A 24,638-nucleotide genomic window follows, 5' to 3' on the forward strand; every position below is an offset into this window, starting at 1 on the left:
AGCCGGAATGAGGCCGCATGAAGCTTGCCTCATTCCGCAGAAGGCTGTCTCCCTGGGATAGGTAGGTCTGACAAGGGAATTTGCCTCATTTCGGCCTGTTTCTGACCTGCGCCGGAGAAACATTAGCAGCGAATGAACTTTAAAAAAATCTATTGAAATCAGTTTCTTGACCAGATGCTCTGGATCTTCCACTGAGAAATTTACTCCTGTGGCGGGCTCTGTCGCAATTTCGCAACATTGTGTGATAACTTTGCAGCATTCGATGAAGCGCACCGGAATTTCTACCGGAGCCAGGGGGATTTAGAGGCTGCATGATTCTGGGAACGGTTCAGCAATCCGTCTTGCAATCGAGTGCCGCAGGCAAGGTGTGGCGCCGGGCGGGTCTTGGGGTCATGGTGTTCGCGCTTGTATCCATCACGGTCACGTTTGTGATATTGATGGGCTTGACCTCCATTGATCCGACCCGGAATGTGATCCTGACTGCCATGGCCATCAATGGCGTTCTGGCAGCGGTGCTGCTCGGGGTTATTTCCGTTGAAATCCTGAAGCTCTGGCAGGCGCGCCGGCGCGGGCGCGCCGCAGCTCGGCTTCATGTGCGGGTGGTGGCCCTGTTCAGCCTCGTGGCTGCTGTTCCAGCTGTGCTGATGGCGATCTTGGGCGCTGTTACCCTCGACAGGGGGCTGGACCGGTGGTTTGAGGATCGCACGCGCCAGATCATCGACAATGCCCTGACTGTTGCCCAGGCCTATCTGCAGGAACACGCCCGTGTTTTGCGTGGTGACCTGATCGCCATGAGCAACGATATCGACCGGGCCAAGGCAATCTATGAGTTTGAGCCGACCCGGTTCGACCAGTTTTTCTCCACCCAGGTGTCCCTGCGCGGCATTCTCGCCGCGATGATCCTGAATGAAAACGGGGAAGTGGTGACCCGGGTGGTCCTGGACCCGAATGCAAAGATCCCGTTGCCGCCCTCGGAAAGTTTCTTCCGCGCAAAATCCGGCGACCCGACCCTGATTGCGCCGGGCAAGTCCAATCTTGTGGGTGGGATCATGAAACTGTCGGCCTATGACAATTTCTATCTTTATGCGGTGCGGGCAATTGATCCAAGGGTGGTGGAGTATCTGCGTCTGGCGGAGACCGGCGCCTCCCAGTACCAGCAGATGGAAAATTCCCGCTTTGGGGTCCAGGTTGCCTTTGCGCTTGTCTATCTGGGGGTGGCGCTGGTGCTGCTCCTTTCGGCAATCTGGATCGGTTTCGGCTTTGCCAACCGGCTGGTGTCCCCGATCCGGGCGCTTATTTCGGCAGCAGATGAAGTCACCAAGGGGAATTTGGCCGTCAAGGTGGCAACCGAAAAGTCCGGCGGAGATCTGACCAATCTGGGACAGACTTTCAACAAGATGACCGGTCAGCTTCTGGGCCAGCGGGATGCGCTGCTGGCAGCCAACGAGCAGATCGATCGGCGCCGCCGTTTTAATGAAGCCGTCTTGTCCGGTGTGTCGACCGGCGTCATCGGCGTGGATGACGAGGCTTCGATCATGTTGATCAACCGGTCCGCTTTGGAACTGCTGCAGTTGGATGAAGTGCAGATCCTGAACAAGCCACTCAATGAAGTTGTGCCGGAACTTTCCGAGTGTGTCGGCAGCCTTCTCACCGGAGATGTGGACCGGTTGCCTGAGACCCAGATTGAAGTCACCAGGGGGGGGCGGTTGCGCACCATCAATGTGCGGATCACAAGCGAACAGTCGACCCGCCGCGAGCATGGTTACGTCATCACGCTGGATGACATCACCGATCTCGTCTCCGCCCAGCGCAACTCGGCCTGGGCCGATGTGGCCCGGCGCATAGCCCATGAAATCAAGAACCCGCTGACACCCATTCAGCTCAGCGCAGAGCGGATACGGCGGCGCTATGGCAAGCGGATCGAGGAAGACCGGGAGGTGTTCGATCAATGCATCGATACGATTGTCCGGCAGGTCGGTGATATCGGCCAGATGGTCGATGAATTCTCGTCCTTTGCCAGAATGCGCAAGCCCAAGAAACTGTCCGGGGACCTGCGCGAAGCAGTCCGGGATGCGGCGTTCATGCAATCGGTCGCCAATCCGGACATCTCCGTGACAGCCGATCTGCCCGACACACCGGTGACAGCGGTTTATGATCCGCGGCTTGTTGGCCAGGCCCTGACCAATGTGGTCAAGAACGCGACCGAAGCTGTCGGTGCCAGGGAGGGCGAGAACCTGCCCAAGGGGCTCGTGAACGTGCGTCTCTATACGGAGGGGCTGGGGCCAAAGGAAATGGTGGTTGTCGATGTAGTCGACAATGGAATCGGGCTGCCGGAAGAAAACCGCAGCCGCTTATTGGAGCCCTATATGACGACGCGGGAAAAGGGGACGGGGCTCGGGCTCGCCATCGTCCGCAAAATTTTGGAAGACCATGGCGGCGGCGTCGAATTGCTCGATGCGCCCAAAACGTCGCCTGATTCAACAGGCACTCTGGTCCGTCTCACTCTGGCAGCGCATGCCGAGATCGACCTGGAGAGCGAAAACCAAGATCAAGAAACAGTGGCAGCTCATGGCACATGATATTCTCGTCGTAGACGACGAAACTGATATTCGGGAAATGATTGCCGGAATTCTCGATGATGACGGATATGGCACCCGCACGGCCCATGGATCGGACAGCGCCCTGGCTGCGGTCAAGGAACGAAAACCGTCCCTGGTCATTCTGGACATCTGGCTACAAGGCAGCCGGCTCGATGGTCTGGCCCTTTTGGATGTCCTGAAGGAAACAGATCCAGACCTGCCGGTCGTGATCATTTCCGGCCACGGCAATATCGAGACGGCCGTATCCGCGATCAAGCGCGGCGCTTATGACTATATCGAAAAGCCGTTCAAGGCCGACCGGCTGATCCATATCGTTGAACGCGCCCTGGAAGCCTCCAGCCTGAAGCGCGAAATCCGGGATCTCAAGCAGCGGAGCGGTGAAACCAGCGACATTGTCGGCGGATCGTCGGCTGCCCAGACCCTGCGCACGACAATCCAGAAGATCTCCGGCACCAACAGCCGTATCCTCATTGTTGGTCCGTCCGGGGCCGGGAAGGAGCGGGCGGCGCGCATGATCCATGATCAGTCACCGCGCCAGAAAAGTCCCTTTGTGGTGCTGAATGCGGCGACTATCACGCCCCCGCGCATGGAAGAGGAACTTTTCGGGATTGAGGATGAACAGGGAAAGCTGCGCAAGATCGGCGCTCTGGAAGAAGCCCATGGCGGCACGCTCTACCTTGATGAAGTTGCCGATATGCCTGCCGAGACACAGGGCAAGATCCTGCGGGTTCTGGTCGAGCAGAGCTTCACCCGTGTCGGGGGCAGCCAGAAGGTGCAGGTGGATATCCGGATCCTGTCTTCCACTTCAAAGAACCTGGAAGAGCATATAGCGTCCGGCCTGTTCCGGCAGGACCTCTATCACCGGCTCAGCGTGGTTCCGTTGCGCGTGCCGGGGCTTGCCGAACGGCGGGAGGATATCCCCGTTCTCGTGCACCATTTCATGGAACAGATTTCAGCTGCGTCCGGCATTCCGCTCCGCCCGATCGGGGATGACGCCATGGCCGTTCTCCAGACTCATGACTGGCCGGGCAATGTGCGTCAGCTGCGCAACAATGTGGAGCGGTTGATGATTTTGAGCCGGGGCGAACCGGACAGCACGATCACCGCCGATCTGTTGCCTGCCGAGATTGGTGAAACCTTGCCGAGCCTGCCCACCTCCGGCACCGGGGAGCATTTGATGTCTGTCCCGCTGAGGGAGGCCCGGGAGATCTTTGAACGGGAATATCTGCAGGCGCAGATCAAAAGATTTGACGGTAATATCTCGCGGACTGCCGAATTTGTCGGTATGGAACGGTCAGCACTGCACCGCAAATTGAAAACACTCGGCATGACCTGATGGGCAGTGGGCGCAGGTCAACTGTTTAGCGGGAAAGGGATCTCCCCATGAAAATCGTCATTTGCGGCGCCGGTCAGGTCGGATATGGAATTGCCGAACGCCTCGCTGCGGAACAGAACGATGTTTCGGTGATAGATTCCTCGCCGCAGTTGATTAACGCCATTGGCGATCAGCTGGACGTGCGCGGTTTTGTCGGTCACGGAGCCCATCCGGACATTCTGGCCCAGGCCGGGGCCGAAGAAGCGGACATGATCGTGGCCGTTACGCTCTATGACGAGGTGAACATGGTCGCTTGCCAGGTGGCCCATTCCCTCTTCAATGTGCCCACCAAGGTCGCCCGGATTCGTGCGCAGTCCTATCTTCAGGGGCGCTGGCGCAATCTGTTCTCCCGGGACAACATGCCGATCGATGTGATCATTTCCCCAGAAATCGAGGTGGGCGAGATGGTGCTGCGGCGGCTGGCCTTGCCCGGTGCCGTGGAAACCGTCCGCTTTGCCGACGATCAGGTGGTGGTTGTCGGGATCATGTGTGAAGAAGACTGCCCGGTCGTCGATACGCCGCTGCGCCAGTTGACCGAATTGTTCCCGGATCTGGGGGCTGTGGTTGTCGGTCTGTTCCGCAACAATCGCCTGTTTGTGCCCAAGAGCACCGATTCCATTCTGACCGGCGATCTGGCCTATGTGGTGGCCCGGCGCGATCAGGTTCGGCGGACCTTGAGCATTTTTGGTCATGAGGAGCCCGAAGCGGCCAAGGTGATCATCGCCGGGGGCGGCAATATCGGGCTTTATGTCGCCAAGGCGCTGGAACAACGCCAAAGCGGCACCAAGATCAAGCTGATTGAAGCCTCGCGCGAGCGGGCCATGTCCGTGGCCGACGATCTCAAGCGGTCCGTCATCCTTCATGGCAGTGCCTTGGACCAGATCATTCTGAATGAGGCCGATGCCGGGGACGCCGATACGATGATCGCGCTGACCAACGAGGACGAGGTGAATATCCTGTCTTCGGTCATGGCGAAAAAGCTGGGCTGCCGCCGCTCCCTGTCGCTGCTCAACAATCCAAGCTACCCGGCCTTTGCCAATGCGCTGGGAATTGACGCCTTCATCAACCCGCGCGCTGTGACGATTTCAAGAATCCTGCAGCATGTGCGCCGGGGACGAATCAGGGGCGTGCATTCTCTTCAAAACGGCGCGGCTGAAATTGTTGAGGCGGAAGCGCTGGACACTTCACCACTGGTGGGTAAGCCCTTGCGGGAAATTGATCTGCCATCCGGTATCCGCGTGGGGGCGGTTTTCCGCAATGGCGATGTGCTGACCCCCAATGGCGACCTTCAAATTCAGGCCCAGGACCGTATTGTCATTTTTGCCGTGGCCAACCGGGTCCGGCAGGTTGAACAGATGTTCCGGGTCAGCCTTGACTTCTTTTAGGTCATTTTGTCCGATTTCTGATCTTGCAATCGCCTGAACGACCAGTCACAACTGGCGGTAAGGTCCGATTGACCAACACATTTTTGCCTATCCAGGAGGGATTATGAGCCGCATTGCCTATGTAAATGGCCAGTATGTGCGACACGCAGAGGCCGCGGTGCATGTTGAAGATCGCGGGTATCAGTTTGCCGACGGCGTTTATGAGGTGTGCGAGGTCTGGAACGGCAAGATCGTGGACATGCCCCGGCATCTTGACCGTCTGGACCGGTCGCTCTCCGAATTGCGGATTGACTGGCCCATGGTGCGCGGTGCTGTGGAGTTCGTTCTCAAGCAGGTGATCCGCCGCAACCGCGTCCATAATGGCCTGGTCTATATCCAGGTGACACGGGGTGTTGCGAAACGGGACCACTTCTTTCCCTCGGACGACGTGGCGCCGTCCATTGTCGTGACTGCGAAGTCCACCAGCCCGGTTGCGGCGGAAGCTGCTGCGGAAAAGGGGATTTCTGTGGTCAGCTATCCGGAAAACCGCTGGCCGCGCGTTGACATCAAGACCGTTGCTCTTTTGCCAAATGTGCTTGCAAAGCAGCACGCCAAGGAAAATGGCGGCAAGGAAGCCTGGTATGTGGATACGGACGGTCATGTGACCGAAGGCGGCTCCACAAATGCCTGGATCGTGACCAAGGACGGCGTTCTGGTGACCCGTCCGGCCGAAAGCGGAATTCTGCGCGGCATTACCCGCACGGTGGTGCTGGATCTTGTCGAGAGAGAGGGGCTGTCTTTTGAAGAACGCCCATTCACTCTTGAAGAAGCCTTTGATGCAAAAGAAGCTTTTGTAACCGCCGCGTCAACGCTGGTGATGCCGGTGACACGCATTGACGGAAAAATAATCGGAAACGGTCATCCGGGTTCGGTTTCAACCCGATTGCGTGATTCGTTCCATACTGCTACTGATTTGCAGACGGCATGATTCGGAAGGCTAAAAAGGCCTTGTGAATGAGACCCGAAGGAGTTGAGGCAGACGGCTCCCGCAGGTGGGCAACATGAAGAGCGGGCAGGGCGTCAAACCTTGGCGTTTGATTTTGAACAGCTTTTTGCAATAAGCTGCCGATACGCCGGATGCTCGGCCGCATCCGGGAAAAAACAGGATAAAAAGACTTATGGCTGAGCGCGCACAAAATCTCCAGGACACCTTTCTTAATCACGTTCGTAAACAAAAAACGCCTCTTACAATTTTCCTCATCAATGGTGTGAAATTGCAGGGTGTGGTGACCTGGTTCGATAACTTCTGTGTTTTGCTGCGACGGGACGGGCATTCGCAGCTTGTTTACAAACACGCGATTTCCACAATTATGCCAAACGGACCTGTTCAACTGTTCGATCAGGCTGAGGAAAACGCTGAAAAGGCTAGCTGATTGAAACCGAAGTCTCGCGCGGACGATTTTTCAAAATCTAACGGTGCCGAAGAACCGGGTCAAAAATCGATGAAAATGAAAGAGGCCGGGGTGGATCGTCTGCCCCAGCCCTTTCGTGCGATGATCATCGAGCCGGTGCTTCAACTGCGCGGCGAGGGTGCTCAAACAGACTTGAGAGGCAATCGCAGCCCGGAGGCGCGCCTTGACGAGGCCATCGGTCTGAGCGCGGCCATCAATCTCAACATGGTGCATTCCGGCGTGGTCCGTGTGAACAATCCGAAACCTGGAACTCTGTTCGGAGACGGCAAAGTGTCTGAACTTGCCGGAATTGTCGCAAGTGAAGATCTTGATCTTGTGGTGATTGACCATCCCCTGAGCCCTGTTCAGCAACGGAACCTGGAGCGGCGCCTGAAAACCAAGGTCATCGACCGCACAGGTCTCATCCTGGAAATTTTCGGCGACCGGGCCCGAACCAAGGAAGGCCGCCTGCAGGTCGATCTGGCCCATCTAACCTGGCAAAAGAGCCGTCTGGTGCGATCCTGGACTCACCTGGAACGGCAGCGCGGCGGTGCGGGCTTCATGGGCGGTCCGGGGGAAACCCAGATTGAGGCCGACCGGCGCCAGATTCAGGACCGCATTATTGCGCTTCAAAAACAGCTGGAAAGCGTGCGCCGCACCCGGGATCTTCACCGCAAGAAACGCAAGAAAATCCCCCAGCCGGTGGTGGCGCTTGTCGGTTATACCAATGCTGGCAAGTCAACGCTCTTCAATCGGCTGACGGAATCGGATGTCTTCGCCAAGGATCTGCTCTTCGCGACCCTTGATCCCACTTTGCGCAAGGTGACGCTGCCTCATGGCAAGGACATTATCCTGTCCGACACGGTGGGGTTCATCTCGGATCTGCCAACCCATTTGGTGGCTGCCTTCCGGGCCACGCTGGAAGAGGTGCTGGAGGCGGATCTGATCCTGCATGTACGGGACATTTCCCATCCCGATACGGAAGCCCAGGCCGAGGATGTGAAAAAGACCCTGGATGACCTTGGTGTCGATGCCCAGACGGGGGCTCCGGTCATTGAAGTCTGGAACAAGATCGATTGTCTGGACGAGATCTACCGGGACAAGCTTCTGGATGAGGCCGGAGACGACGGCCCGATTGCTCTGTCTGCCTTGACTGGTGCCGGGCTGGACCATCTGGCCAGCCGGATCGATGCTTTTATCGCCCAGCATGACGACATTTTATGCGTGCAGGTGCCGGTGACCGATGGCGCTTTGCTGGCGAAGCTTTATCAGGTCTCTGAAGTGCTCACGCGCGACGACACGGAAGATTTCGTCACGGCGGAAATCCGCGTGTCCGACAAGCAGCGCGGCCCGTTCCGGGAGCTGTTCGCGGCCTATATCCTGGAGGAAGCGGCGGACCCGGCCTCAGATGAGACGTTTCACTAGTCACCCTGTTCTGAAGTTCGTCTGATTTTCCAGTGTGGTTTTCGGAACTGAAATACGCCACGGCGCGCACTGCACCCAGCATGCGTATTTCAATTTTACCACTCTGGCGCGTTTTACAATCCAGGACGCCGCCTCGGTTTTGCGCGGTGCTCTGAAATCATCTGGCATCTGGTCTATAGCCTCAGATGGCTTTCTTCCGCAGGTGCTTGTGGCTTAAGGTTCGGGTGGAAGAAACGCCCGCCACAAGGACATCAAAATGAACCCCTTCATTTTCAACACACCAAAATCGGTTCAGTTCGGAACCGGGGCAATGTCGCGCATCGGCGGCCTGGTCAAAGGGCAGGTCGGTGGCCGTGTGCTGCTGGTGACTGACCCGGGCATGATGGAAACCGGCATTGTGGAGCGGGCTGTTGATCTTCTAAAGGCTTCTGATGTCGAGGTTGAGCTGTTTACTGAGGTTCAGGCCGACCCACCCGAATCGGTTGTGCTGCAAGCAGCCTCACAGGCGCGGGACAGCGGCGTTGACGGGGTGATCGGTCTGGGGGGCGGATCGTCGCTGGACGTGGCCAAGCTGGTGGCGCTGCTTGCCGCAGGCATGGAGCGTTTGCAGGATGTCTATGGGGTTGGCAAGGCGGCAGGGCCGCGTTTGCCGTTGATCCTTGTGCCGACAACCTCCGGCACCGGATCGGAAGTCACGCCGATTTCCATTGTCACAACCGGCACCAATGAGAAAATGGGCGTGGTTTCGCCAGTATTGTTGCCGGATGTTGCGCTGCTTGATCCGCAACTGACCTATGGCCTGCCACCGCATATCACGGCGGCGACGGGCATTGACGCCATGGTGCATGCGATTGAGGCCTATGCATCGGCAAGCCCGAACAACAATCCCGTGTCCCGGGTTCTGGCCACCGAGGCGCTGACGCTCATGGGGCGCTCTCTACTGACGGCGGTACGGGACGGGGCCAACGAGGCAGCCCGTTCCGACATGCTGCTCGGTTCCATGCTGGCCGGGCAGGCTTTTGCCAATTCACCGGTCGCGGCCGTTCACGCTCTCGCCTATCCCCTGGGTGGCCATTTTCACATTCCCCATGGGCTCTCCAATGCGCTGGTGCTGCCCCATGTCTTGCGGTTCAACGTGGTGACGTCGCCCCAGCCTTATGCGGAACTTGCGCCCTTCGTCTTTCCTGATCTGGCGCGGCTGGAAGGGCAGGAGCGGGCGGCTGCGTTCTGCGACAGGCTGGCGGCGCTTTCGGCAGACTGTGGTCTTCAGGCCAATCTGCGGGCGATGGATATTAGGGAAGATGACCTGCCGCGGCTCGCATCCGACGCCATGAACCAGACCCGCCTTCTGGTCAACAATCCCCGGCCTGTGGCGGAAGCTGATGCTCTGGCGATCTACCGCGCGGCGTATTAACCGGAGAAATCATCCCCATCTTAGCTGAGAAAACCGGTCAGATGAGCCTCTATCGATTGAGACCGGTCCAAGGCAAGGGCGCTTAAGGCGCCTTTTTGGCCTTTTGCCACTCGTTTTCCATCTCTTCCAAAGACATTGCCTCCAGGCTGGTGCCGGTCTTTAAGGCGTGGTCTTCAATGGCCGCAAAGCGGCGGCGGAATTTCCGGTTTGTGCGGCGCAGGGCCTCTTCCGGATCAATATCCAGATGCCGGGCCAGATTGGCGAGTGCGAACAGGGTGTCGCCCAGTTCGTCTGTGATCCGGTCCCGGTCCGGCTCTGTGCTGGCCAATTCCGTATCAAGCTCAAAGGTTTCTTCGCGGATCTTCTCCAGAACAAGCCGGGCGTCGTTCCAGTCAAAGCCGACCCTTGATGCGCGGCGCTGCAGCTTTTCTGCTTCCTGAAGTGCGGGAAAGGCGGTGGGAACATCGTCGAGCAAGCCCGTGGCAGTTTCCATCATTCCCTGTTTTTCACGCTCGGCCCGTTTTTCCGCCCGTTCCTCGGCCTTGATGCGCTCCCAGATGCCTTTAACAAGGGCTGGTCTGTCTCCATTCTCATCGCCGAAGACATGGGGGTGGCGGCGGATCATCTTTCTGGTGATGCTTTCCACCACATCACCGAAGTCGAAGACCTTGTCCTCTTCGGCCATGCGCGCGTGGTAGACGACCTGCAGCAGAAGGTCGCCCAATTCGTCGCGCAGATCCACCATGTCCTTCTTTGCAATTGCGTCGGCGACCTCATAGGCCTCTTCCAGCGTATAGGGGGCGATGGACTCGAACGTTTGTTCCAGATCCCAGGGACAGCCGGTGACCGGCGTTCTGAGCGCTTCCATGATCTCTAGGAGGCGGGAAATGTCGCGGCTTGGGGTCATGGCAGTGGCCCTGATATGTCATGGCTGGATCTTTCCGCCGCCGGAATGCGGATCGCCGGAAAACGGATCAATGGAGACCCAAGCTTTACGACAGATTTGCCTTTCGGGAAACTGTCCTGTCCGGTGTGGCGTGATGCTTTGCGCCGGACAGGCTCAGAAAGTTCAGTTATCCACGGATGGACGGGTGCCAGAAGGTGACCGCTCGTTCGAGCACGGCGATGGCGCCGTAAAACAGCGATCCGGCCAGTGCCGCCATAGCAATTTCCGCCCAGACCATGTCCACATTCATCCGGCCGACTTCCGTTGAAATGCGAAAGCCCATGCCGACAATCGGTGTGCCGAAAAATTCCGCAACAATGGCCCCGATCAGCGCCAGGGTGGAATTGATCTTCAAGGCGTTGAAGATGAACGGCATGGCCATCGGCAGGCGCAGTTTGATCAGGGTCTGGACATAGCTCGCCGCATAGGTGCGCATCAGGTCCCGCTGCATGGCTTCTGAAGCCGCCAGCCCGGACACCGTGTTCACCAGCATGGGGAAGAAGGTCATGATGACCACAACAGCGGCCTTGGAGGGCCAGTCAAAGCCGAACCACATGACCATGATCGGGGCAACGCCAATAATGGGCAGGGCCGACACCAGATTGCCGATGGGCAAAAGCCCCCGGCGCAGGAAGGGCACACGGTCCACCAGAATGGCCACCAGAAAGGCCGAGCCGCAGCCGATCACATAGCCTGCCAGAACGGCCTTCAGGAAGGTCTGCTGGAAATCCGCCCACAAGGTCGGCAGGGACGTGGTCAGGCGCAGCCAGATTTCCGAGGGCGCAGGCAGCAGTACCTTGGGAACCCCGGCTCCGGTCACCACAAGCTGCCAGATGACCAAGAGGGAGATCCCGAAAAGAGCGGGTATGGCGAGGTTCACGAGGCGCTGCGCGGCGGCTGAACGCGTTTTCCAGACCGCCAGCCGCTCAACAAACAGCCAGGCGGCGGCCCAGGTGGCGGCGGTCAGCGCCCAGAACCCAAGGGCAGCACCGCCCGGGTGATTGGAGACGGTTGCAATCAGCAGCCAAGCCGCAATGGCTGTTACGAGGCCAAGGGCCAGATCACCAACCGGATTGCGCAGGAACCCGAGCTCATAGCGCACACCGGCAATGGCCAGAAGTCCCAAACAGATGGAGAGCCTTGGTACGTCCATCACGCCGAGATCGGGTTCGAAGATCCGGCTGAACAGGCCCACAAGGACCATCAGCACGATGAACCAGGCCAGAAGGGCAGGAATGCCGAAACGCTTTGCAGAGGCGGATTGAGCTGTCATTGGGCCATTCCCATGCGTTTCAGGACGATTTTTTGCAGAACCCCGATGAGCGCAACCAGAGTGCCGGCCAGAAAGGCGGCGACGATCAGGGCTGACCAGATCTGAATGGTCTGGCCATAATAAGAGCCAGCCAGCAGTCTGGCGCCGAGACCTGCAACGGCTCCGGTCGGCAGTTCCCCGACGATGGCGCCAACAAGAGATGCGGCCATACCGATCTTCATGGAGGTGAACAGGAAGGGCACAGCATAGGGCAGGCGCAGTTTCCAGAAGGCCTGGACCCGCGTCGCCGAATAGGTGTGCATCAGATCCATATGGATGACTTCCGGCGAGCGCAGACCCTTTACCATACCCACGGTGACCGGAAAGAAGGACAGGTAGGTGGAAATCATGGCCTTGGGCAGCAGGCCGGAAATGCCAATTGCATTCAGAACCACGATGATCATCGGGGCAATCGCCAGGATCGGAATGGTCTGGGAGGAGATTACCCAGGGCATCAGAGACTTGTCGAGCACCTTTGAATGCACGATGCCGACGGCCAGAAGGATGCCAAGGGTCGTTCCGATCAGAAAGCCGAGCAGGGTGGAGGAGAGGGTGATGCTGCTGTGATAAACCAGTGACCGTTTCGATGTGATTTTCTTTTCGGCCGTTGTTTTCCAGATTTCGGCAACAACCTGGTGCGGGGCCGGCAGAACGGGCCGTTCCTGGGCCCAGGTATCGGCAATCAGCTGGGTGACCGGCACATCCGTCTGGCCGGCCCGTTCATAGAGCTCCTGTTGGAAAGGCGTGTTGAGCGCCGCTGCCGCGATGTACCAAATGGCAAAGATGGCGAGCACGACAACGGTAACCGGGCCGAGTGTCCCGGACATGAGCCCGGCAAAGGGGTTGGTCGATTTGGGAGAGGATAGAGCTGCGTCCGTCATGCCACTTCGTCCTTGGTTTGCCAGGCAAACAGAATGTCCGGCAAGTTCTCCTCGTTCTCGCCTTCTGTCCGGCGGATCTCTTTGAACTTCTCTCTTTCGTAAAACGTCCGGGCACCAGAGTTGGCGACAAAGGTCCACAGGTTCAGGCCACCAGGAGAGCGGTCTTTGATGTGGTTCAGGATCATTTTGCCCAGGCCCTTCCGTCGTGCGTGCCGGGCAAGGTAAAAGCCTGTGATAAAGCCATCGGAGCTCGTGGCCGCAAATCCCTGAACGGAGGCCTGCGGCCCCTCTACGACCGTGACCGTCCGGTTCGTAAAGACAAAGTCCCGGTGATGACGGATGACGTCGTCATGGGAATGCAGGCGAGGCATCCACGGGGTTTCATCAATCCAGTCATTGAGGATCTGTCCGCAGGCTGTCATGTCTTTGTAGGAGGCCGCACGGATTTTAGCGGCTGCAGTGGATTCAGTCCTCATAGGAATGCCCCGCTCTGAGCCCGTCCCGGACCCGGTGGGCGATTTTCAGGAATTCCGGCGTTTCGCGGATGTCCAGGGTCCGGCCGCGCGGCAGGTCGCTTTCAATCACATCGTAAATCCGGCCCGGCCGCGGGCACAGAACCACGATCTTGGTGGACAGGAATACGGCCTCCGGAATGGAGTGAGTGACAAAGACCACCGTCTTGTTTGTCTTGGCCCAAAGTTGCAGGAGCTGTTCATTGAGGTGATCGCGGACGATTTCATCCAGGGCGCCAAAGGGCTCGTCCATCAAGAGCAGATCAGGTTCGACAGCCAGCGCGCGGGCGATTGAGGCCCGCTGCTGCATGCCGCCGGACAGCTGCCATGGGAATTTCTTTTCAAACCCAGCCAGGTTAACCAGCTCCATATTGCGGGCGATGCGCTGCTGCTGTTCCTGGCCGGACAGACCCATGATCTCAAGGGGGAGGGCAATGTTTTTTGCGATGGTCCGCCATGGATAAAGGGCTGCTGCCTGAAACACATAGCCATAGGCGCGGTTGAGCCGGGCCTCCTGAGGCGAGACGCCGTTGACGGCAATGGACCCGCCGGTCGGCTGTTCCAGATCCGCGATCACGCGCAGCAATGTGGTCTTGCCGCAGCCGGACGGGCCGATAAAGGAGACAAAATCGCCTTCCTCGATCTTTAGGTCAATCTCGGACAGGGCATGGACAGGGCCATCATTTGTCTGGAAGGTTAGCGACAGGTTTTCAATGTCGATGACATGTTTTTCCTGATCCTTCATGGCGTCTTCAATTCCGTCTTCGATTTCGGCGGCTGTCAGCATGTCATATTCCGTTGGTTGTCTTGTCACCCGGCGCTGCAAGCTGATGGCAGCTGCTGCCGGCGAAGTTGCCGGGTGAACGCGGACCGGTTTGGGCGTTGGCCAACCGCTCCGCCGTCTTCAGACGTTTTTCAGCTCAGACGCCGCTGGCCGGAATGCCGGTGCGTTCCACCTTGCGCGGCGCGGTCAGCTCTTTCCAGGTGCTGAGAGCCGTGTTGACCGCCTGGAAGGGCTTGCGGGCGACAAATTCTCCATGGCCCTGTTTCGGGTTGACCGTGCCGTCTTCCACCGCGACCCGGCCACGGGTGAGCGTGAAGCGCGGCAGGCCCTTGACGGCCTTGCCTTCAAAGACGTTGTAGTCGATGGCCGATTGCTGGCTGGAGGCGGAAATGGTCTTTTCCAAAGCCGGGTCCCATACCACCAGATCCGCGTCTGCTCCAACCAGAATTGCTCCTTTTTTCGGATAGATATTGAGGATCTTTGCAATATTGGTTGAAGTGGTTGCGACAAATTCGTTCGGGGTAAGACGGCCTGTATTCACCCCATAGGTCCACAGCATGGGCATGCGGTCTTCCAGGCCGCCGGTGCCATTCGGGATCTTTGTGAAGTCGCCGACGCCGGTGCGCTTCTGCTCTGTTGAGAAGGCGCAATGGTCGGTAGCGACTACCTGCAAAGAGCCGGCAGCCAGACCGGCCCAGAGCGAGTCCTGGTGTTTTTTGTCCCGGAAGGGGGGGGACATGACCCGGCGGGCTGCATGGTCCCAATCGGCATGTTTGTATTCGCTGTCATCCAGGGTCAGATGCTGGATCAGCGGCTCGCCATAGGCCCGGATGCCGTTCTGACGGGCCCGGCGGATGGCCTCATGGGCCTGTTCTGAAGAGGTATGCACGATATAGACCGGCACACCGGCCATATCGGCGATCATGATGGCCCGGTTGGTGGCTTCTCCCTCCACTTCCGGCGGGCGGGAGTAGGCATGCGCTTCCGGGCCATTATTGCCCTCGGCCAGCAGTTTCTGCTGCAGGGAGGCGACCACATCGCCGTTTTCCGCATGGACCAGGGGCAGGGCGCCCAGCTCGGCGCAGCGCTGGAACGAGGCATACATCTCGTCGTCATTCACCATCAAAGCGCCTTTATAGGCCATGAAATGCTTGAACGTGTTGATGCCCTTTTTCTGAACGACTTCCTGCATGTCGTTGAAGACCTGCTCCCCCCACCAGGTGATCGCCATATGGAAGGAATAGTCGCAATGCGCCATGGTGGACTTGTTGTCCCACATTTGCAGGGCTTCCAGCAGGGACTGGCCGGGCGAGGGCAGGGCGAAGTCAACCACCATCGTGGTGCCGCCGGCCAGGGCTGCGCGCGTCCCGCTGTCAAAATTGTCCGAGGAAAAGGTGCCCATGAAAGGCATTTCCAGGTGGGTATGAGGGTCAATGCCGCCCGGCATAATATAACACCCGGTCGCATCCAGCGTTTCGTCGCCGGACAGGTTCGGCCCGATCTCAACGATCTTGCCGTCTTCGATCTTCACATCGGCGTCATAGGTTAGATCTGCGGTGACAACCGTGCCGCCCTTGATCACTTTGCTTGCCATTTGTGTTCCCCTTTGTCTGGTGTCCGCGTTTTCGCGGATTTGTCTTGAACCGGTCTCCTCAAGTCCCGAATGCGCTTCGGAACCTTGGAGGGGTCTTGGTACACCTGTCTTTTCTGCACGGTCGCCTCATCCGAAAGGCACAGCGCCGTCCCGGACCTGATCCGGGACCCTCAGTCTCAAGATCCTCTAAAAGGGGATCTGGTCACTCACGTCTTTCCAGTCTGGATTGGCTTCTTCAATCAATTGATCCTTCCAGGCCCGTCTCCACCTTTTCAATCTCCGCTCCTGATGAACCGCATCAATTGCCTCCTCAAAGACCTCGAAATACACAAGTGTTTTGATGTTGTATTTCAGTGTGTGGCTGCCACGTATTCCCGCCTTGTGTTGTTCAATCCGGCTTCTCAAGTTGCGCACTGAGCCTATATAGATCGGCCCTCTTGGCCTGTTTGCCAGAATGTAGACGAAATAGGTCACCGAGGCTGCGGCTCTATTTTGGTCCCGGCTCAAGGCCGGGACGGCGGAGAGAGCAGGGGCAGCCAGTTTTCATGTCGACTCTTGGATCCCTTTGTTACTTGAAGCGCTGTCCCGGACTTGATTTGGGACTCCAGACCGATTGTTACTCCACGATTACCGCCGTTTCGACCACCGCATGGAACAGAACATCGGCGCCCGCCTTTGCCCAGTCCTTTGAGATTTCCTCCGCCTCGTTGTGGGACAGGCCATCGACGCAGGGGCACATGATCATGGCAGTGGGCGCAACCTTGTTGATCCAGCAGGCGTCATGGCCCGCACCGGAGATGATGTTGCGGTGGCTGTAGCCGAGCCGTTCGGCCGCGCTGCGGACTGCTTCGACGCAGGTCTTGTCAAACTCGACCGGATCGAAACCGCCGACTTTTTCAAAGGCAACGTCGAGCCCCATCTCATCGCAGATCTTTTTGCCGCCGATCTTCAGCCGGTCTTCCATATCCTTGATCACGGCCAGATCCGGGGAGCGGAAGTCGACCGTGAAGACCGTCTTGCCCGGGATCACATTGCGGGAATTGGGATAGACATCAATGTGGCCGGCGGCACCCACCGCATGGGGGGCGTGGGACCAGGCGATCTCGTCGACCAGCTCCAGAATGCGGGCCATGGCAAGACCTGCATTCTTGCGCATGGGCATCGGGGTTGAGCCCGTGTGGCTGTCTTTGCCGGTGACTGTCACTTGGGTCCAGGACAGCCCCTGGCCATGGGTGACGACGCCGATATCCTTGCCTTCCGCTTCCAGGATCGGTCCCTGTTCGATGTGAAGCTCGAACATGGCGTGCATCTTGTCCTTGCGGGCGCCCACCTCTTCCTCGCCGACCCAGCCGACCCGTTTCAACTCGTCACCGAAGGCCTTGCCTTCCGCGTCTTCCCGGTCATAGGCCCATTCCTGGGTGTGAACACCGGCAAACACCCCGGAGGCCAGCATGGCCGGGGCAAAGCGTGTGCCTTCTTCGTTGGTCCAGTTGGTGACCACGATGGGATGTTTGGTCTTCACCCCAAGATCATTGAGGCTGCGGATCAGTTCCAGCCCGCCGAGAACCCCCAGAACACCGTCATATTTGCCGCCGGTCGGCTGGGTATCGAGATGGGAGCCGACATAAACGGGCAGGGCGTCCGGATCGGTGCCGGGCCGGGTCATGAACATGTTGCCCATGGTGTCGACTGCCATGGTCATTCCAGCGTCTTCGCACCATTTCTGGAACAGTTTGCGGCCTTCGGAATCTTCGTCTGTCAGGGTCTGACGGTTGTTGCCCCCGGCAACGCCCGGGCCGATCTTGGCCATTTCCATCAGGCTTTCCCAAAGCCTGTCCGCATTGATCCTGAAATTTTCGCCCGGAGCAGCCATTGTTCGTGTCTCCTATTTCAATTCCGTTTCGACAAAGGACATGGGCGCGTCCCCGCCATTGATCACATTGTGTTCCACGCCTTCATCGCGCCGGTAGACAGTGCCGGGCGGCATGGTGACTTCCCGTGTGCCGCCGCCGGGCTCTTCCAGCAGCATCACACACTCCGTAAGGGTTGTGATGACGTAATCCATGGAATGCCGGTGCCAGCCGGTTTCCGCCCCCGGTTCGAAATCGAATCGGGTGACACGCACCTTGGTATCGTCAATCAACTGGGTCGCAATTGCCTGGGGCCGGTCGGTCATCTTAAAACCCTGCCTTTCCGGGTCAGTCGATTGTTGTCAGTACGTGCCGCAAGGTGGCGAAGAGCTCGTCGATCTGCGCCTTGGAGATGATCAGAGGCGGGGAGAGGGCGATGATGTCGCCGGTGGTGCGGATCAGCAAGCCCTCCTCATAGGCTTTCAGGAACGCGGAGAAGGCCCGCTTGGTCGGCTCGCCCGCGATCGGAGACAGCTCTATGGCGCCGATCAGGCCAAGATTGCGGATGTCGATGACATTCGGGCAGTCCTTGAGCGCATGGAGGCCGTCTTCCCAGTACTGCGCCAGATCGGCTGCGCGGGTCAGAAGGCCTTCCTCCTCATAAGTGTCCAGGGTGGCCAGGGCCGCAGCGCAGGCCAGCGGGTGGGCGGAATAGGTATAGCCGTGGAAAAGCTCGATCATGTGGTCGGGGCCGGTCATGAACGCTTCGTAGATGTCGGAGCTGCAGAAGACCGCGCCCATGGGCACCACCCCTGACGTCAGGCCCTTGGCCGTGGTGACCAGATCCGGGGTGACCCCGAAAAAGTCCGTGGCAAAGGGCGAGCCCAGGCGGCCGAAGCCGGTGATGACCTCGTCAAAGATCAGGAGAATGCCATGCTGGGTGCAGATCTCGCGCAGGCGTTCCAGATACCCTTTGGGCGGGATCAGAACGCCAGTCGACCCGGCCACCGGCTCCACAATCACCGCCGCGATGGTGGAAGGATCATGCAGCTGGATGATACGGATCAGCTCTTCGGCATAGTCAGCCCCGTTTTCCGGCATACCCCGGGAGAACGCATTGCGCTCCGGGTCGTGGGTGTGGCGCATGTGATCGACGCCGGTGAGCATGGTGCCGAAGGTTTTGCGGTTGGCCACGATGCCGCCAACCGAAATGCCGCCGAAGCCGACGCCATGATAGCCGCGTTCGCGGCCGATCAGACGGGTGCGGGTGCCCTGACCGATGGAGCGCTGATAGGCGAGGGCAATTTTCAAAGCCGTGTCGACACTTTCAGAACCGGAATTGGTGAAGAAGACATGATCAAGCGGCGAGGGCATCATGGCCGCAAGGCGGGCTGCCAGTTCAAACGCCTTGGGATGGCCCATCTGGAAGGCTGGGGCATAGTCCAGCTCGGCGATCTGCCTTTGCACCGCCTCCACCACTTTCGGGCGGGAATGGCCGGCGTTGCAGCACCAAAGGCCCGCTGTGCCATCCAGCACCTGGCGGCCGTCTGCGGTGGTGTAATGCATGTCCTTGGCGGAGACGAACATGCGCGGGTTCTGTTTGAATTGCCGGTTGGCTGTAAACGGCATCCAGAAGGCTTCAAGATTGTTGGTTGCAGCCTGGCTCGGTGCTGACATGCGTCCTCCTTCGCGGCCCTGATTGTGAACAGGGGCGGGTGCTATTCGATTCAGGGAAGGACATACGGGCCACCGGCCGGCCCGGCAGGTCGGCGGAAACGGCGGTTCGGGTCCTCTCCCCATGCTGTTCCCGGATCCTGGCCTGCGCTTCTGCGCCCGTCAGGGTCCGTTCGATCTCTGGTGGGCCGTTCGGCCCGGCACGGCTTTGCCGGTTCGTTATGATGATCAGAAGCGCTGCCTGCTTCAAGACTTCCCCGTTGCGGGGTGCCCATTGATCGACTAGCCTTCTGACCGATTGGTCAATTTAACCTAGGGGGGATTTGACCAAACGGTCAAGATGCAAATTCCTTTGGCGTGACCAATTTATGGTCAATTGCGGGCAGGAGGCGCAGCGGCCGGACAGACCGCCGCCGGATGGGGCGGGAACAGACAGGGCAGGACCTTTTCGGGGCGGCCGTTTTGGCCGGGAATGGACTATTCGATGGCAGATTTAGACGGCCGGTTCGCAGAGACCGCAAGAAGCGGTTTGAGCCGTATTCAGGAGCGCAACAGATCCCTCATTCTGGAGGCGGCTCTGGGTGAATTTTCAAAAAAGGGATTTTCCGGAGCCACTGTGGAGCGGATTGCCGCAGACGCGGGCATGTCGAAATCGAATCTTCTCTATTATTTTGCCTCCAAGGAGGCGATCTACAAAGCCACTCTGGCGCATATTCTTGAAGTCTGGCTGGCGCCGCTCAAAACCCTCAATCCAGCCGGTGAACCGGCCTTGGAACTTGCTGCCTATATCCGGCAGAAGATTGATATGTCGGCAAAGTTTCCCGAGGCCTCTCGCCTGTTCGCCAATGAGGTGATTCAGGGCGCGCCGCAGATCCTGCCCATTCTGGAAGGGGATCTGAAGCGGCTGGTCAGCGAAAAATGCCAGGTTATTGAGGACTGGATCGCGGCGGGAAAAATGCGCCGGATCGATCCGGCGCATCTGATTTTCATGATCTGGGCCACAACCCAGCACTATGCCGATTTTTCCATTCAGGTGAAGGCGCTGACCGGACGGGACCTGAGCGACCCCGCCTTTCTCCGTGAAACAGAGACAGAGATCACCCGGCTGATTCTGACCGGCCTTGGCCTGACGCCGGCCGAACGCGGTCCTGAAAGCCTTGCAGACTGACCATGGCTGAGGACCAGGCTGACCTTCCGGAAACAAGGCGTATTGCCGTTACGGCTCGGTTGTTTATTTCCAGAGATGATTTGAGCGAAGACTTTATTCGTGCGTCCGGCCCGGGCGGTCAGAATGTCAACAAAGTGTCGACGGCGGTGCAGCTGCGCTTCAATCTGGCAGCCAACCGCAGCCTGCCGGAAGACGTCAAGTCCCGTGCCGCCCGTCTTGCCGGCAGCCGGCTGACGTTGAACGGGGAGATCGTGTTGCAGGCCGATCGGTTCCGCACACGGGAGCGTAACCGGGAGGATGCGCTGGAGCGCTTGCTGGATCTCCTGCGCAGAGCCACGGAAAAGCCCAAACCCCGCAAAGCGACCAAACCGACGCTTGGCTCCAAGAAACGGCGTCTGGATGCAAAAAAACAGCGAAGTCAGATCAAGAAACTGCGCGGCCGGAAAGTGCGCGGGGATGACTGAAATCTGACAGGCTGTTTAGAGGCGCGACATCCCGGGCCCGATTGAAATGCGACAGTCAGCCGTGGCCGCTTGCCGCAGCAGTCAGCGCCCGATCCGCCCGGCCGGGCCGAGTTGCAAGGGAGGTGAGGGGGCGGGTGTTGGTCTTATTTAGGACGTTGACACACACTCAAAGTGACCTATCGTCGGCTGCATATTCCGGCGTGGGTATTCGTTTTGACGGTAGTTACACAACATCTGATTAGGCGGGATGGTGGCGACACCGTTGAGCTTTTCCAAGCACAGGGTCCGAACATCACGACCGGTGGTGCAATATTGATTGTTCACGGGAACCAAGGTGGCCATCTTATCGGCGCGAAGGAAGTCGTCGATAACGGGTTTTTGGTTCGTTTGTCTGTACGGTTGAATGTTACGGCTGCGGCGGTATCTCAGCCAGGTTTCGGCGCGTCCGATGGCCCTGCTGATTTCTGTGGTCCAAACACTCAGCAAGCGATAATGGCTGCTCTGTCTTTTCTGAATGAACAGCCATCTGTAGACCCTAAGAGAGTTGTTCTATATGGCAACAGCCGGGGCGCTGTTGCATCAGCAATGGTTGCAACCAGGTGTCCTGATCTTCGAGCAGTCATTTTGGCCAGTGGGGTCTATGATCTCAGAGACGCTTTTCTAAACAGCTCGAGAGGCTTGCAACGAGCAATTCAGAACGAAGCAGATCTATCGGGTGAAGCTTTCCTGGCCCGATCGGCCTTACATCATGCGCAAAGAATCCAGTCGGAAACCTTGCTTTTGCACGGACGGCACGATGACCGAGCCCCTGTTACCCAAGCCGAAAAATTCTACGATGCGTTATCCGGTGCCGGCGTGCCAGTTACTCTCAACGTATTCGAATGCGGACATCGTATTCCGCGAGAATATTCGCAGGACATTCTCCTCCCTTTTCTGGAAAGGGTATTGAGAAAAACTGAAACTGTTCATTGAGTTCTCCGTTTGTCGGTTCGGCCGTACAGTCACTCGCTTCAGAGATCTCGCAAGATGCAGTGCCACGATATCGGAGAAGAATTTATACTTTCGCTGATCAGAGAGTCGCTCGGCATTGACCGGATATTTCGGCCGTCTTGGTTCGAGCCCAATGACAAGGCGGTGGGCGCGTAAGGGCACCCGGCCCGTAGCGCAGAAGGATCAGCGAACGAAATCAGCATGGATCTTCGGCGCCATATGCCCAGACAGGGGCACGGGAACCGGTCTTGTTGTCCCCCGGTGCAACATTGCTCCCGGTGCGCATGCGGTTCTGATGACGGACCGGGCTGGATGGCACATGACCGGAAAGCTTCAGGTGCCGAACAACATCACGATTCTGCCTTTGCCGCCCAAAGCGCCGGAGCTCAATCCGGTCGAGAACATCTGGCAGTTCATGCGAGACAACTGGCTCTCAAATCACGTCTTCAAGTCCTACGAAGAGATCCTCGACCTGTGCTGCCGGGCTTGGAACAAGCTTGTTGAACAACCATGGACCATAATGTCAATCGGCAGGCGGGAGTGGGCTCATCGGTTTCTGATCAATTGCGCTTGGCATGTGACTTCTAATGTAAATGCAACAAGGATTTAAAAGCCACCACAGGGCAGGGAGGTCAGGCGTGCTGGTCGGGGTTGCTAAGCCTGTCCGGGGGCGGATGGCGATGCAGTAATGGATCTGCAATGCGGACGATCACAAATTACTTGTCTCACCAACCGACGCGTGTATCTGTGTTCGCATCAGGTCCCTAAGAGCAGGGGTGAAAGGTGAGCATCAAAAGCGTAATTTTCGACTGGGATGGAACGCTGGCCAAAACCTTAGATCTGTGGCTTCAGGGATTCCAAGCCTCGTTTAGAAGCAGGGGCCACAGGTTTGATCCGAAGTTCATTGTCAAAGAGTTTTTCCACGACCATCCCAAGGTACTGACCAGACATCCAGAATTGGAGTTTCCTACAGTCGCCGAGGAAACACGTAGCTACGTTTATAACGGCCTGTCGACAGTGGAACTTTACGAGGGAACGACGGAAACTCTCAAATCTCTGAAAAACAAGGGAATGACGCTGACACTGGTGACATCAAGCCCGCGGCACCTATTGGACCGCGCCTTGGGCGCTCATGATTTGGGGCACTTCTTTGTCTCTGTTGTTGCCGGTGACGATGGTTTTGGTCACAAACCGAGTTCACTGCCGTTTGAGACTACCCTTGATCGTGTTGGTGCTACAGCGTCCGAGACTTTGATAATCGGCGACTCGCACGTTGATATCCAAGCTGGAAAGGCCAGTGGCTGTCAAACTTGTTGGTTTGCACCTGAACACAATAGCCTGTTCCATGATTTTGAGCACATTCGGTCAACGTCACCAGATCATGAGATATCAACCGTTCGGAAACTTGAACAAATCGTATAGGGCTAGGCTCGAAACAGTCACTTGTTGACTTGGCGCCTGAACACTTCGGCAGGCGTGCGGAAATTGAGACATTTCCTCGGCGTATTGTTCAACTGATCGATCAGGGATCGTATCGTTTCTTCCGGCACTGACAAGACAGGAGTATCTCGCGGCAGATAGCGCCGAACCCTCCTGTTCATGTTCTCAACTGAGCCTTTTTGCCAAGGCGCTGACGGATCGCAGAACCAGGCATCTGTACCCATGCCTTTCTTGAGCCGCCGCCAGGAAACAAATTCAAAGCCACGGTCAAATGTCAGGCTTTGCCGTGCATGCCTGGGCAGGGGGCCGAGCACGTTGATAAGCCGGTCCATGATCGGTTTGGACTGCCGGTCATTGTTCTTGAACAGCACAGTGAACCGGCTTGTTCGCTCAACAACCGTCGCGACATTGGCATCTCCGTGGCCCCTCTGAAAGATCATTAAATCAGCCTCCCAGTGGCCAAATTCCTTGCGATCGTTGATGATTTTCGGTCGATGTTTGATTGAGCGCGCTTCCGGAAAAACCAGATTCTGCGACTTACGTGCGTATCTTGGTCGACGCTTTCTCCGCCGTTCCGGAAGCAGCCGGGCGAGCTGTTGCCGCTGTCCTTCGGGTGAATAGACGTAGCGATAGATGGTCTCGTGACAGATGCTGGCCTTGGCCTTCGGTTCGATCTTCAACCGTCCTGCGATCTGTTCCGGCGACCAGCCGGCTTCCAGCTTTCCAATCACGGCGGTCCGCAGACCCTCGCGCCGAAAGAGCTTGCCGACACGCCGCCGTCGGTCGCGCGCCATATCGTTGGCGGTCATCGCCCAGTAGCCATCGGCATCGGGGAACTCACGGTCGTGCCAATAGTTGCGCCTGATCTCCCGGGAGATCGTCGCACGGTCACGGCCGAGGCGTCTGGCGATCTCTGACTGGCTGAATTTCTGCTCCCGCATGCGGGAAATCGTTTTGCGTTCTTCAAAACTCAAATGCGAAAAAGTACGGCTCAAAACATCGCTCCCAAAAAGCAGGCACGTTAGCACCTGTGTTGCAGTTTGGGATAGAATGTGCCCTGATCTAATCCATTCTTGTCACTAGCCAGAATGGTCACGATCTGTGCCAGTCCTAATGGTCACAAACAGGACAGTGCAACGCAGGGCAGAGCAAGGCTAGCCGCCCGGAGGCCCAATATATCGAAAGGCGGGGAAACCTTGAGGAGAGGAAGACGAAGAGCTCACCTACCGACAGGGTCTGATGTAGGGTTGCAGATTTTTTTGAGACCTTGCCACGAAAATGATCGTGAGCGTCCGTTGAACCCGACCTGCCGCTTTTCGATTTGGTGCGTTAAGTGTCCGCTTAATTAAATGGACATTTAAGGGCCCTTAATGAGTAAGCGAAGAAAGCGGCGG

At 57.9% G+C, this 24,638-nt stretch carries 22 protein-coding genes and 1 pseudogene; 12 read left to right on the forward strand and 11 right to left on the reverse strand.

Translation table 11 applies throughout. The features are described from left to right. Positions 1-311 precede the first annotated feature (311 nt). The 7 genes from ACXAH0_RS23035 to ACXAH0_RS23065 all read left to right on the forward strand — a co-directional run bounded on the left by ACXAH0_RS23035 (position 312) and on the right by ACXAH0_RS23065 (position 9,629). A complete protein-coding gene (locus ACXAH0_RS23035; protein WP_475195386.1) occupies positions 312-2,579 on the forward strand; it encodes a sensor histidine kinase NtrY-like in 2,268 nt (755 codons plus the stop codon). Next, on the forward strand, positions 2,569-3,936 hold the full coding sequence (gene ntrX, locus ACXAH0_RS23040; RefSeq protein ID WP_475185491.1) for a nitrogen assimilation response regulator NtrX: 1,368 nt from the start codon (positions 2,569-2,571) through the stop codon (positions 3,934-3,936). The genes ACXAH0_RS23035 and ntrX overlap by 11 nt, the downstream gene beginning before the upstream one ends. A gap of 47 nt (positions 3,937-3,983) precedes the next feature. Beyond that, the gene (gene trkA / locus ACXAH0_RS23045; protein ID WP_475185493.1) at positions 3,984-5,360 is read left to right on the forward strand and encodes a Trk system potassium transporter TrkA; all 1,377 of its coding nucleotides are present in this window, start codon (positions 3,984-3,986) and stop codon (positions 5,358-5,360) included. A gap of 103 nt (positions 5,361-5,463) precedes the next feature. Beyond that, entirely contained in the window at positions 5,464-6,327 is an 864-nt protein-coding gene (locus ACXAH0_RS23050) for a D-amino-acid transaminase (protein WP_475185495.1), read from the forward strand. 190 nt (positions 6,328-6,517) lie between these two features. Beyond that, positions 6,518-6,772, forward strand: a complete 255-nt coding sequence (hfq, locus tag ACXAH0_RS23055) for an RNA chaperone Hfq (RefSeq protein WP_006934516.1) — start codon at positions 6,518-6,520, stop codon at positions 6,770-6,772. 69 nt (positions 6,773-6,841) lie between these two features. Next, positions 6,842-8,215 carry a GTPase HflX gene (gene hflX / locus ACXAH0_RS23060; RefSeq protein ID WP_475195389.1) on the forward strand — a complete coding sequence of 458 codons (1,374 nt, stop codon included), beginning with the start codon at positions 6,842-6,844 and terminating at the stop codon, positions 8,213-8,215. A gap of 256 nt (positions 8,216-8,471) precedes the next feature. Beyond that, positions 8,472-9,629, forward strand: coding sequence for an iron-containing alcohol dehydrogenase (locus ACXAH0_RS23065; RefSeq protein ID WP_475195391.1), 1,158 nt, complete (start codon positions 8,472-8,474; stop codon positions 9,627-9,629). 82 nt (positions 9,630-9,711) lie between these two features. On the opposite strand, the gene mazG is transcribed toward ACXAH0_RS23065, so the two are convergent. The 10 genes from mazG to aptA all read right to left on the reverse strand — a co-directional run bounded on the left by mazG (position 9,712) and on the right by aptA (position 19,185). Next, on the reverse strand, positions 9,712-10,536 hold the full coding sequence (mazG, locus tag ACXAH0_RS23070; protein WP_475195393.1) for a nucleoside triphosphate pyrophosphohydrolase: 825 nt from the start codon (positions 10,534-10,536) through the stop codon (positions 9,712-9,714). Positions 10,537-10,702: 166 nt separating this feature from the next. Further along, positions 10,703-11,848, reverse strand: a complete 1,146-nt coding sequence (locus ACXAH0_RS23075) for an ABC transporter permease (RefSeq protein ID WP_475185509.1) — start codon at positions 11,846-11,848, stop codon at positions 10,703-10,705. Continuing rightward, the gene (locus tag ACXAH0_RS23080) at positions 11,845-12,768 is read right to left on the reverse strand and encodes an ABC transporter permease (protein ID WP_475185512.1); all 924 of its coding nucleotides are present in this window, start codon (positions 12,766-12,768) and stop codon (positions 11,845-11,847) included. The genes ACXAH0_RS23075 and ACXAH0_RS23080 overlap by 4 nt, the downstream gene beginning before the upstream one ends. Beyond that, positions 12,765-13,244 (reverse strand): GNAT family N-acetyltransferase, encoded by a 480-nt coding sequence (locus ACXAH0_RS23085; protein ID WP_475195395.1) that lies wholly within the window; start codon positions 13,242-13,244, stop codon positions 12,765-12,767. The genes ACXAH0_RS23080 and ACXAH0_RS23085 overlap by 4 nt, the downstream gene beginning before the upstream one ends. Then, positions 13,234-14,025 (reverse strand): ABC transporter ATP-binding protein, encoded by a 792-nt coding sequence (locus tag ACXAH0_RS23090; protein WP_475195415.1) that lies wholly within the window; start codon positions 14,023-14,025, stop codon positions 13,234-13,236. The genes ACXAH0_RS23085 and ACXAH0_RS23090 overlap by 11 nt, the downstream gene beginning before the upstream one ends. A 175-nt stretch (positions 14,026-14,200) precedes the next feature. Continuing rightward, entirely contained in the window at positions 14,201-15,658 is a 1,458-nt protein-coding gene (gene hydA, locus ACXAH0_RS23095; RefSeq protein WP_475195397.1) for a dihydropyrimidinase, read from the reverse strand. Positions 15,659-15,844: 186 nt separating this feature from the next. Further along, positions 15,845-16,132 carry a GIY-YIG nuclease family protein gene (locus ACXAH0_RS23100; protein ID WP_475195398.1) on the reverse strand — a complete coding sequence of 96 codons (288 nt, stop codon included), beginning with the start codon at positions 16,130-16,132 and terminating at the stop codon, positions 15,845-15,847. A gap of 142 nt (positions 16,133-16,274) precedes the next feature. Further along, positions 16,275-17,531: a Zn-dependent hydrolase gene (locus ACXAH0_RS23105; protein ID WP_475195401.1), complete on the reverse strand. Its 1,257-nt coding sequence runs from the start codon at positions 17,529-17,531 to the stop codon at positions 16,275-16,277. 12 nt (positions 17,532-17,543) lie between these two features. Next, a complete protein-coding gene (locus tag ACXAH0_RS23110) occupies positions 17,544-17,834 on the reverse strand; it encodes a cupin domain-containing protein (protein ID WP_475195403.1) in 291 nt (96 codons plus the stop codon). Between the two features lie 22 nt (positions 17,835-17,856). Continuing rightward, the gene (gene aptA, locus ACXAH0_RS23115; RefSeq protein ID WP_475195406.1) at positions 17,857-19,185 is read right to left on the reverse strand and encodes an omega-aminotransferase AptA; all 1,329 of its coding nucleotides are present in this window, start codon (positions 19,183-19,185) and stop codon (positions 17,857-17,859) included. Between the two features lie 481 nt (positions 19,186-19,666). On the opposite strand from aptA, the gene ACXAH0_RS23120 reads away from it, so the two are divergent. From ACXAH0_RS23120 to ACXAH0_RS23140, 5 genes and pseudogenes are all read left to right on the forward strand, one after another. Continuing rightward, positions 19,667-20,350 carry a TetR family transcriptional regulator C-terminal domain-containing protein gene (locus ACXAH0_RS23120; protein WP_475195407.1) on the forward strand — a complete coding sequence of 228 codons (684 nt, stop codon included), beginning with the start codon at positions 19,667-19,669 and terminating at the stop codon, positions 20,348-20,350. Positions 20,351-20,352: 2 nt separating this feature from the next. Then, positions 20,353-20,814, forward strand: a complete 462-nt coding sequence (arfB, locus tag ACXAH0_RS23125) for an alternative ribosome rescue aminoacyl-tRNA hydrolase ArfB (RefSeq protein WP_475195408.1) — start codon at positions 20,353-20,355, stop codon at positions 20,812-20,814. Between the two features lie 213 nt (positions 20,815-21,027). Then, a complete protein-coding gene (locus tag ACXAH0_RS23130) occupies positions 21,028-21,786 on the forward strand; it encodes an alpha/beta hydrolase family protein (RefSeq protein WP_475195417.1) in 759 nt (252 codons plus the stop codon). Positions 21,787-21,928: 142 nt separating this feature from the next. Next, positions 21,929-22,414, forward strand: a pseudogene (locus ACXAH0_RS23135) (transposase); the annotation flags it as partial. A gap of 173 nt (positions 22,415-22,587) precedes the next feature. Continuing rightward, the gene (locus tag ACXAH0_RS23140; RefSeq protein WP_475195410.1) at positions 22,588-23,226 is read left to right on the forward strand and encodes an HAD family hydrolase; all 639 of its coding nucleotides are present in this window, start codon (positions 22,588-22,590) and stop codon (positions 23,224-23,226) included. A 17-nt stretch (positions 23,227-23,243) separates the two neighbouring features. Here the strand turns inward: ACXAH0_RS23140 and ACXAH0_RS23145 are convergent, their stop codons facing one another. Beyond that, on the reverse strand, positions 23,244-24,239 hold the full coding sequence (locus tag ACXAH0_RS23145; protein ID WP_475195411.1) for an IS30 family transposase: 996 nt from the start codon (positions 24,237-24,239) through the stop codon (positions 23,244-23,246). Between the last annotated feature and the right edge of the window lie 399 nt (positions 24,240-24,638).

The organism is Roseibium sp. AWQ4_290 (genome assembly GCF_056160985.1).

What these genes read in the sequence shown, in the direction of transcription:
- ACXAH0_RS23085 (WP_475195395.1), bottom strand. Translation starts at nt 13,244, where the DNA reads ATGAGGACTGAATCCACTGCAGCCGCTAAAATCCGTGCGGCCTCCTAC.
- mazG (WP_475195393.1), bottom strand. Translation starts at nt 10,536, where the DNA reads ATGACCCCAAGCCGCGACATTTCCCGCCTCCTAGAGATCATGGAAGCG.
- ACXAH0_RS23065 (WP_475195391.1), top strand. Translation starts at nt 8,472, where the DNA reads ATGAACCCCTTCATTTTCAACACACCAAAATCGGTTCAGTTCGGAACC.
- ACXAH0_RS23035 (WP_475195386.1), top strand. Translation starts at nt 312, where the DNA reads ATGATTCTGGGAACGGTTCAGCAATCCGTCTTGCAATCGAGTGCCGCA.
- ACXAH0_RS23075 (WP_475185509.1), bottom strand. Translation starts at nt 11,848, where the DNA reads ATGACAGCTCAATCCGCCTCTGCAAAGCGTTTCGGCATTCCTGCCCTT.
- arfB (WP_475195408.1), top strand. Translation starts at nt 20,353, where the DNA reads ATGGCTGAGGACCAGGCTGACCTTCCGGAAACAAGGCGTATTGCCGTT.
- ACXAH0_RS23080 (WP_475185512.1), bottom strand. Translation starts at nt 12,768, where the DNA reads ATGACGGACGCAGCTCTATCCTCTCCCAAATCGACCAACCCCTTTGCC.
- hfq (WP_006934516.1), top strand. Translation starts at nt 6,518, where the DNA reads ATGGCTGAGCGCGCACAAAATCTCCAGGACACCTTTCTTAATCACGTT.
- hflX (WP_475195389.1), top strand. Translation starts at nt 6,842, where the DNA reads ATGAAAATGAAAGAGGCCGGGGTGGATCGTCTGCCCCAGCCCTTTCGT.
- ntrX (WP_475185491.1), top strand. Translation starts at nt 2,569, where the DNA reads ATGGCACATGATATTCTCGTCGTAGACGACGAAACTGATATTCGGGAA.
- ACXAH0_RS23050 (WP_475185495.1), top strand. Translation starts at nt 5,464, where the DNA reads ATGAGCCGCATTGCCTATGTAAATGGCCAGTATGTGCGACACGCAGAG.
- aptA (WP_475195406.1), bottom strand. Translation starts at nt 19,185, where the DNA reads ATGTCAGCACCGAGCCAGGCTGCAACCAACAATCTTGAAGCCTTCTGG.
- hydA (WP_475195397.1), bottom strand. Translation starts at nt 15,658, where the DNA reads ATGGCAAGCAAAGTGATCAAGGGCGGCACGGTTGTCACCGCAGATCTA.
- ACXAH0_RS23120 (WP_475195407.1), top strand. Translation starts at nt 19,667, where the DNA reads ATGGCAGATTTAGACGGCCGGTTCGCAGAGACCGCAAGAAGCGGTTTG.
- trkA (WP_475185493.1), top strand. Translation starts at nt 3,984, where the DNA reads ATGAAAATCGTCATTTGCGGCGCCGGTCAGGTCGGATATGGAATTGCC.
- ACXAH0_RS23105 (WP_475195401.1), bottom strand. Translation starts at nt 17,531, where the DNA reads ATGGCTGCTCCGGGCGAAAATTTCAGGATCAATGCGGACAGGCTTTGG.
- ACXAH0_RS23090 (WP_475195415.1), bottom strand. Translation starts at nt 14,025, where the DNA reads ATGAAGGATCAGGAAAAACATGTCATCGACATTGAAAACCTGTCGCTA.
- ACXAH0_RS23110 (WP_475195403.1), bottom strand. Translation starts at nt 17,834, where the DNA reads ATGACCGACCGGCCCCAGGCAATTGCGACCCAGTTGATTGACGATACC.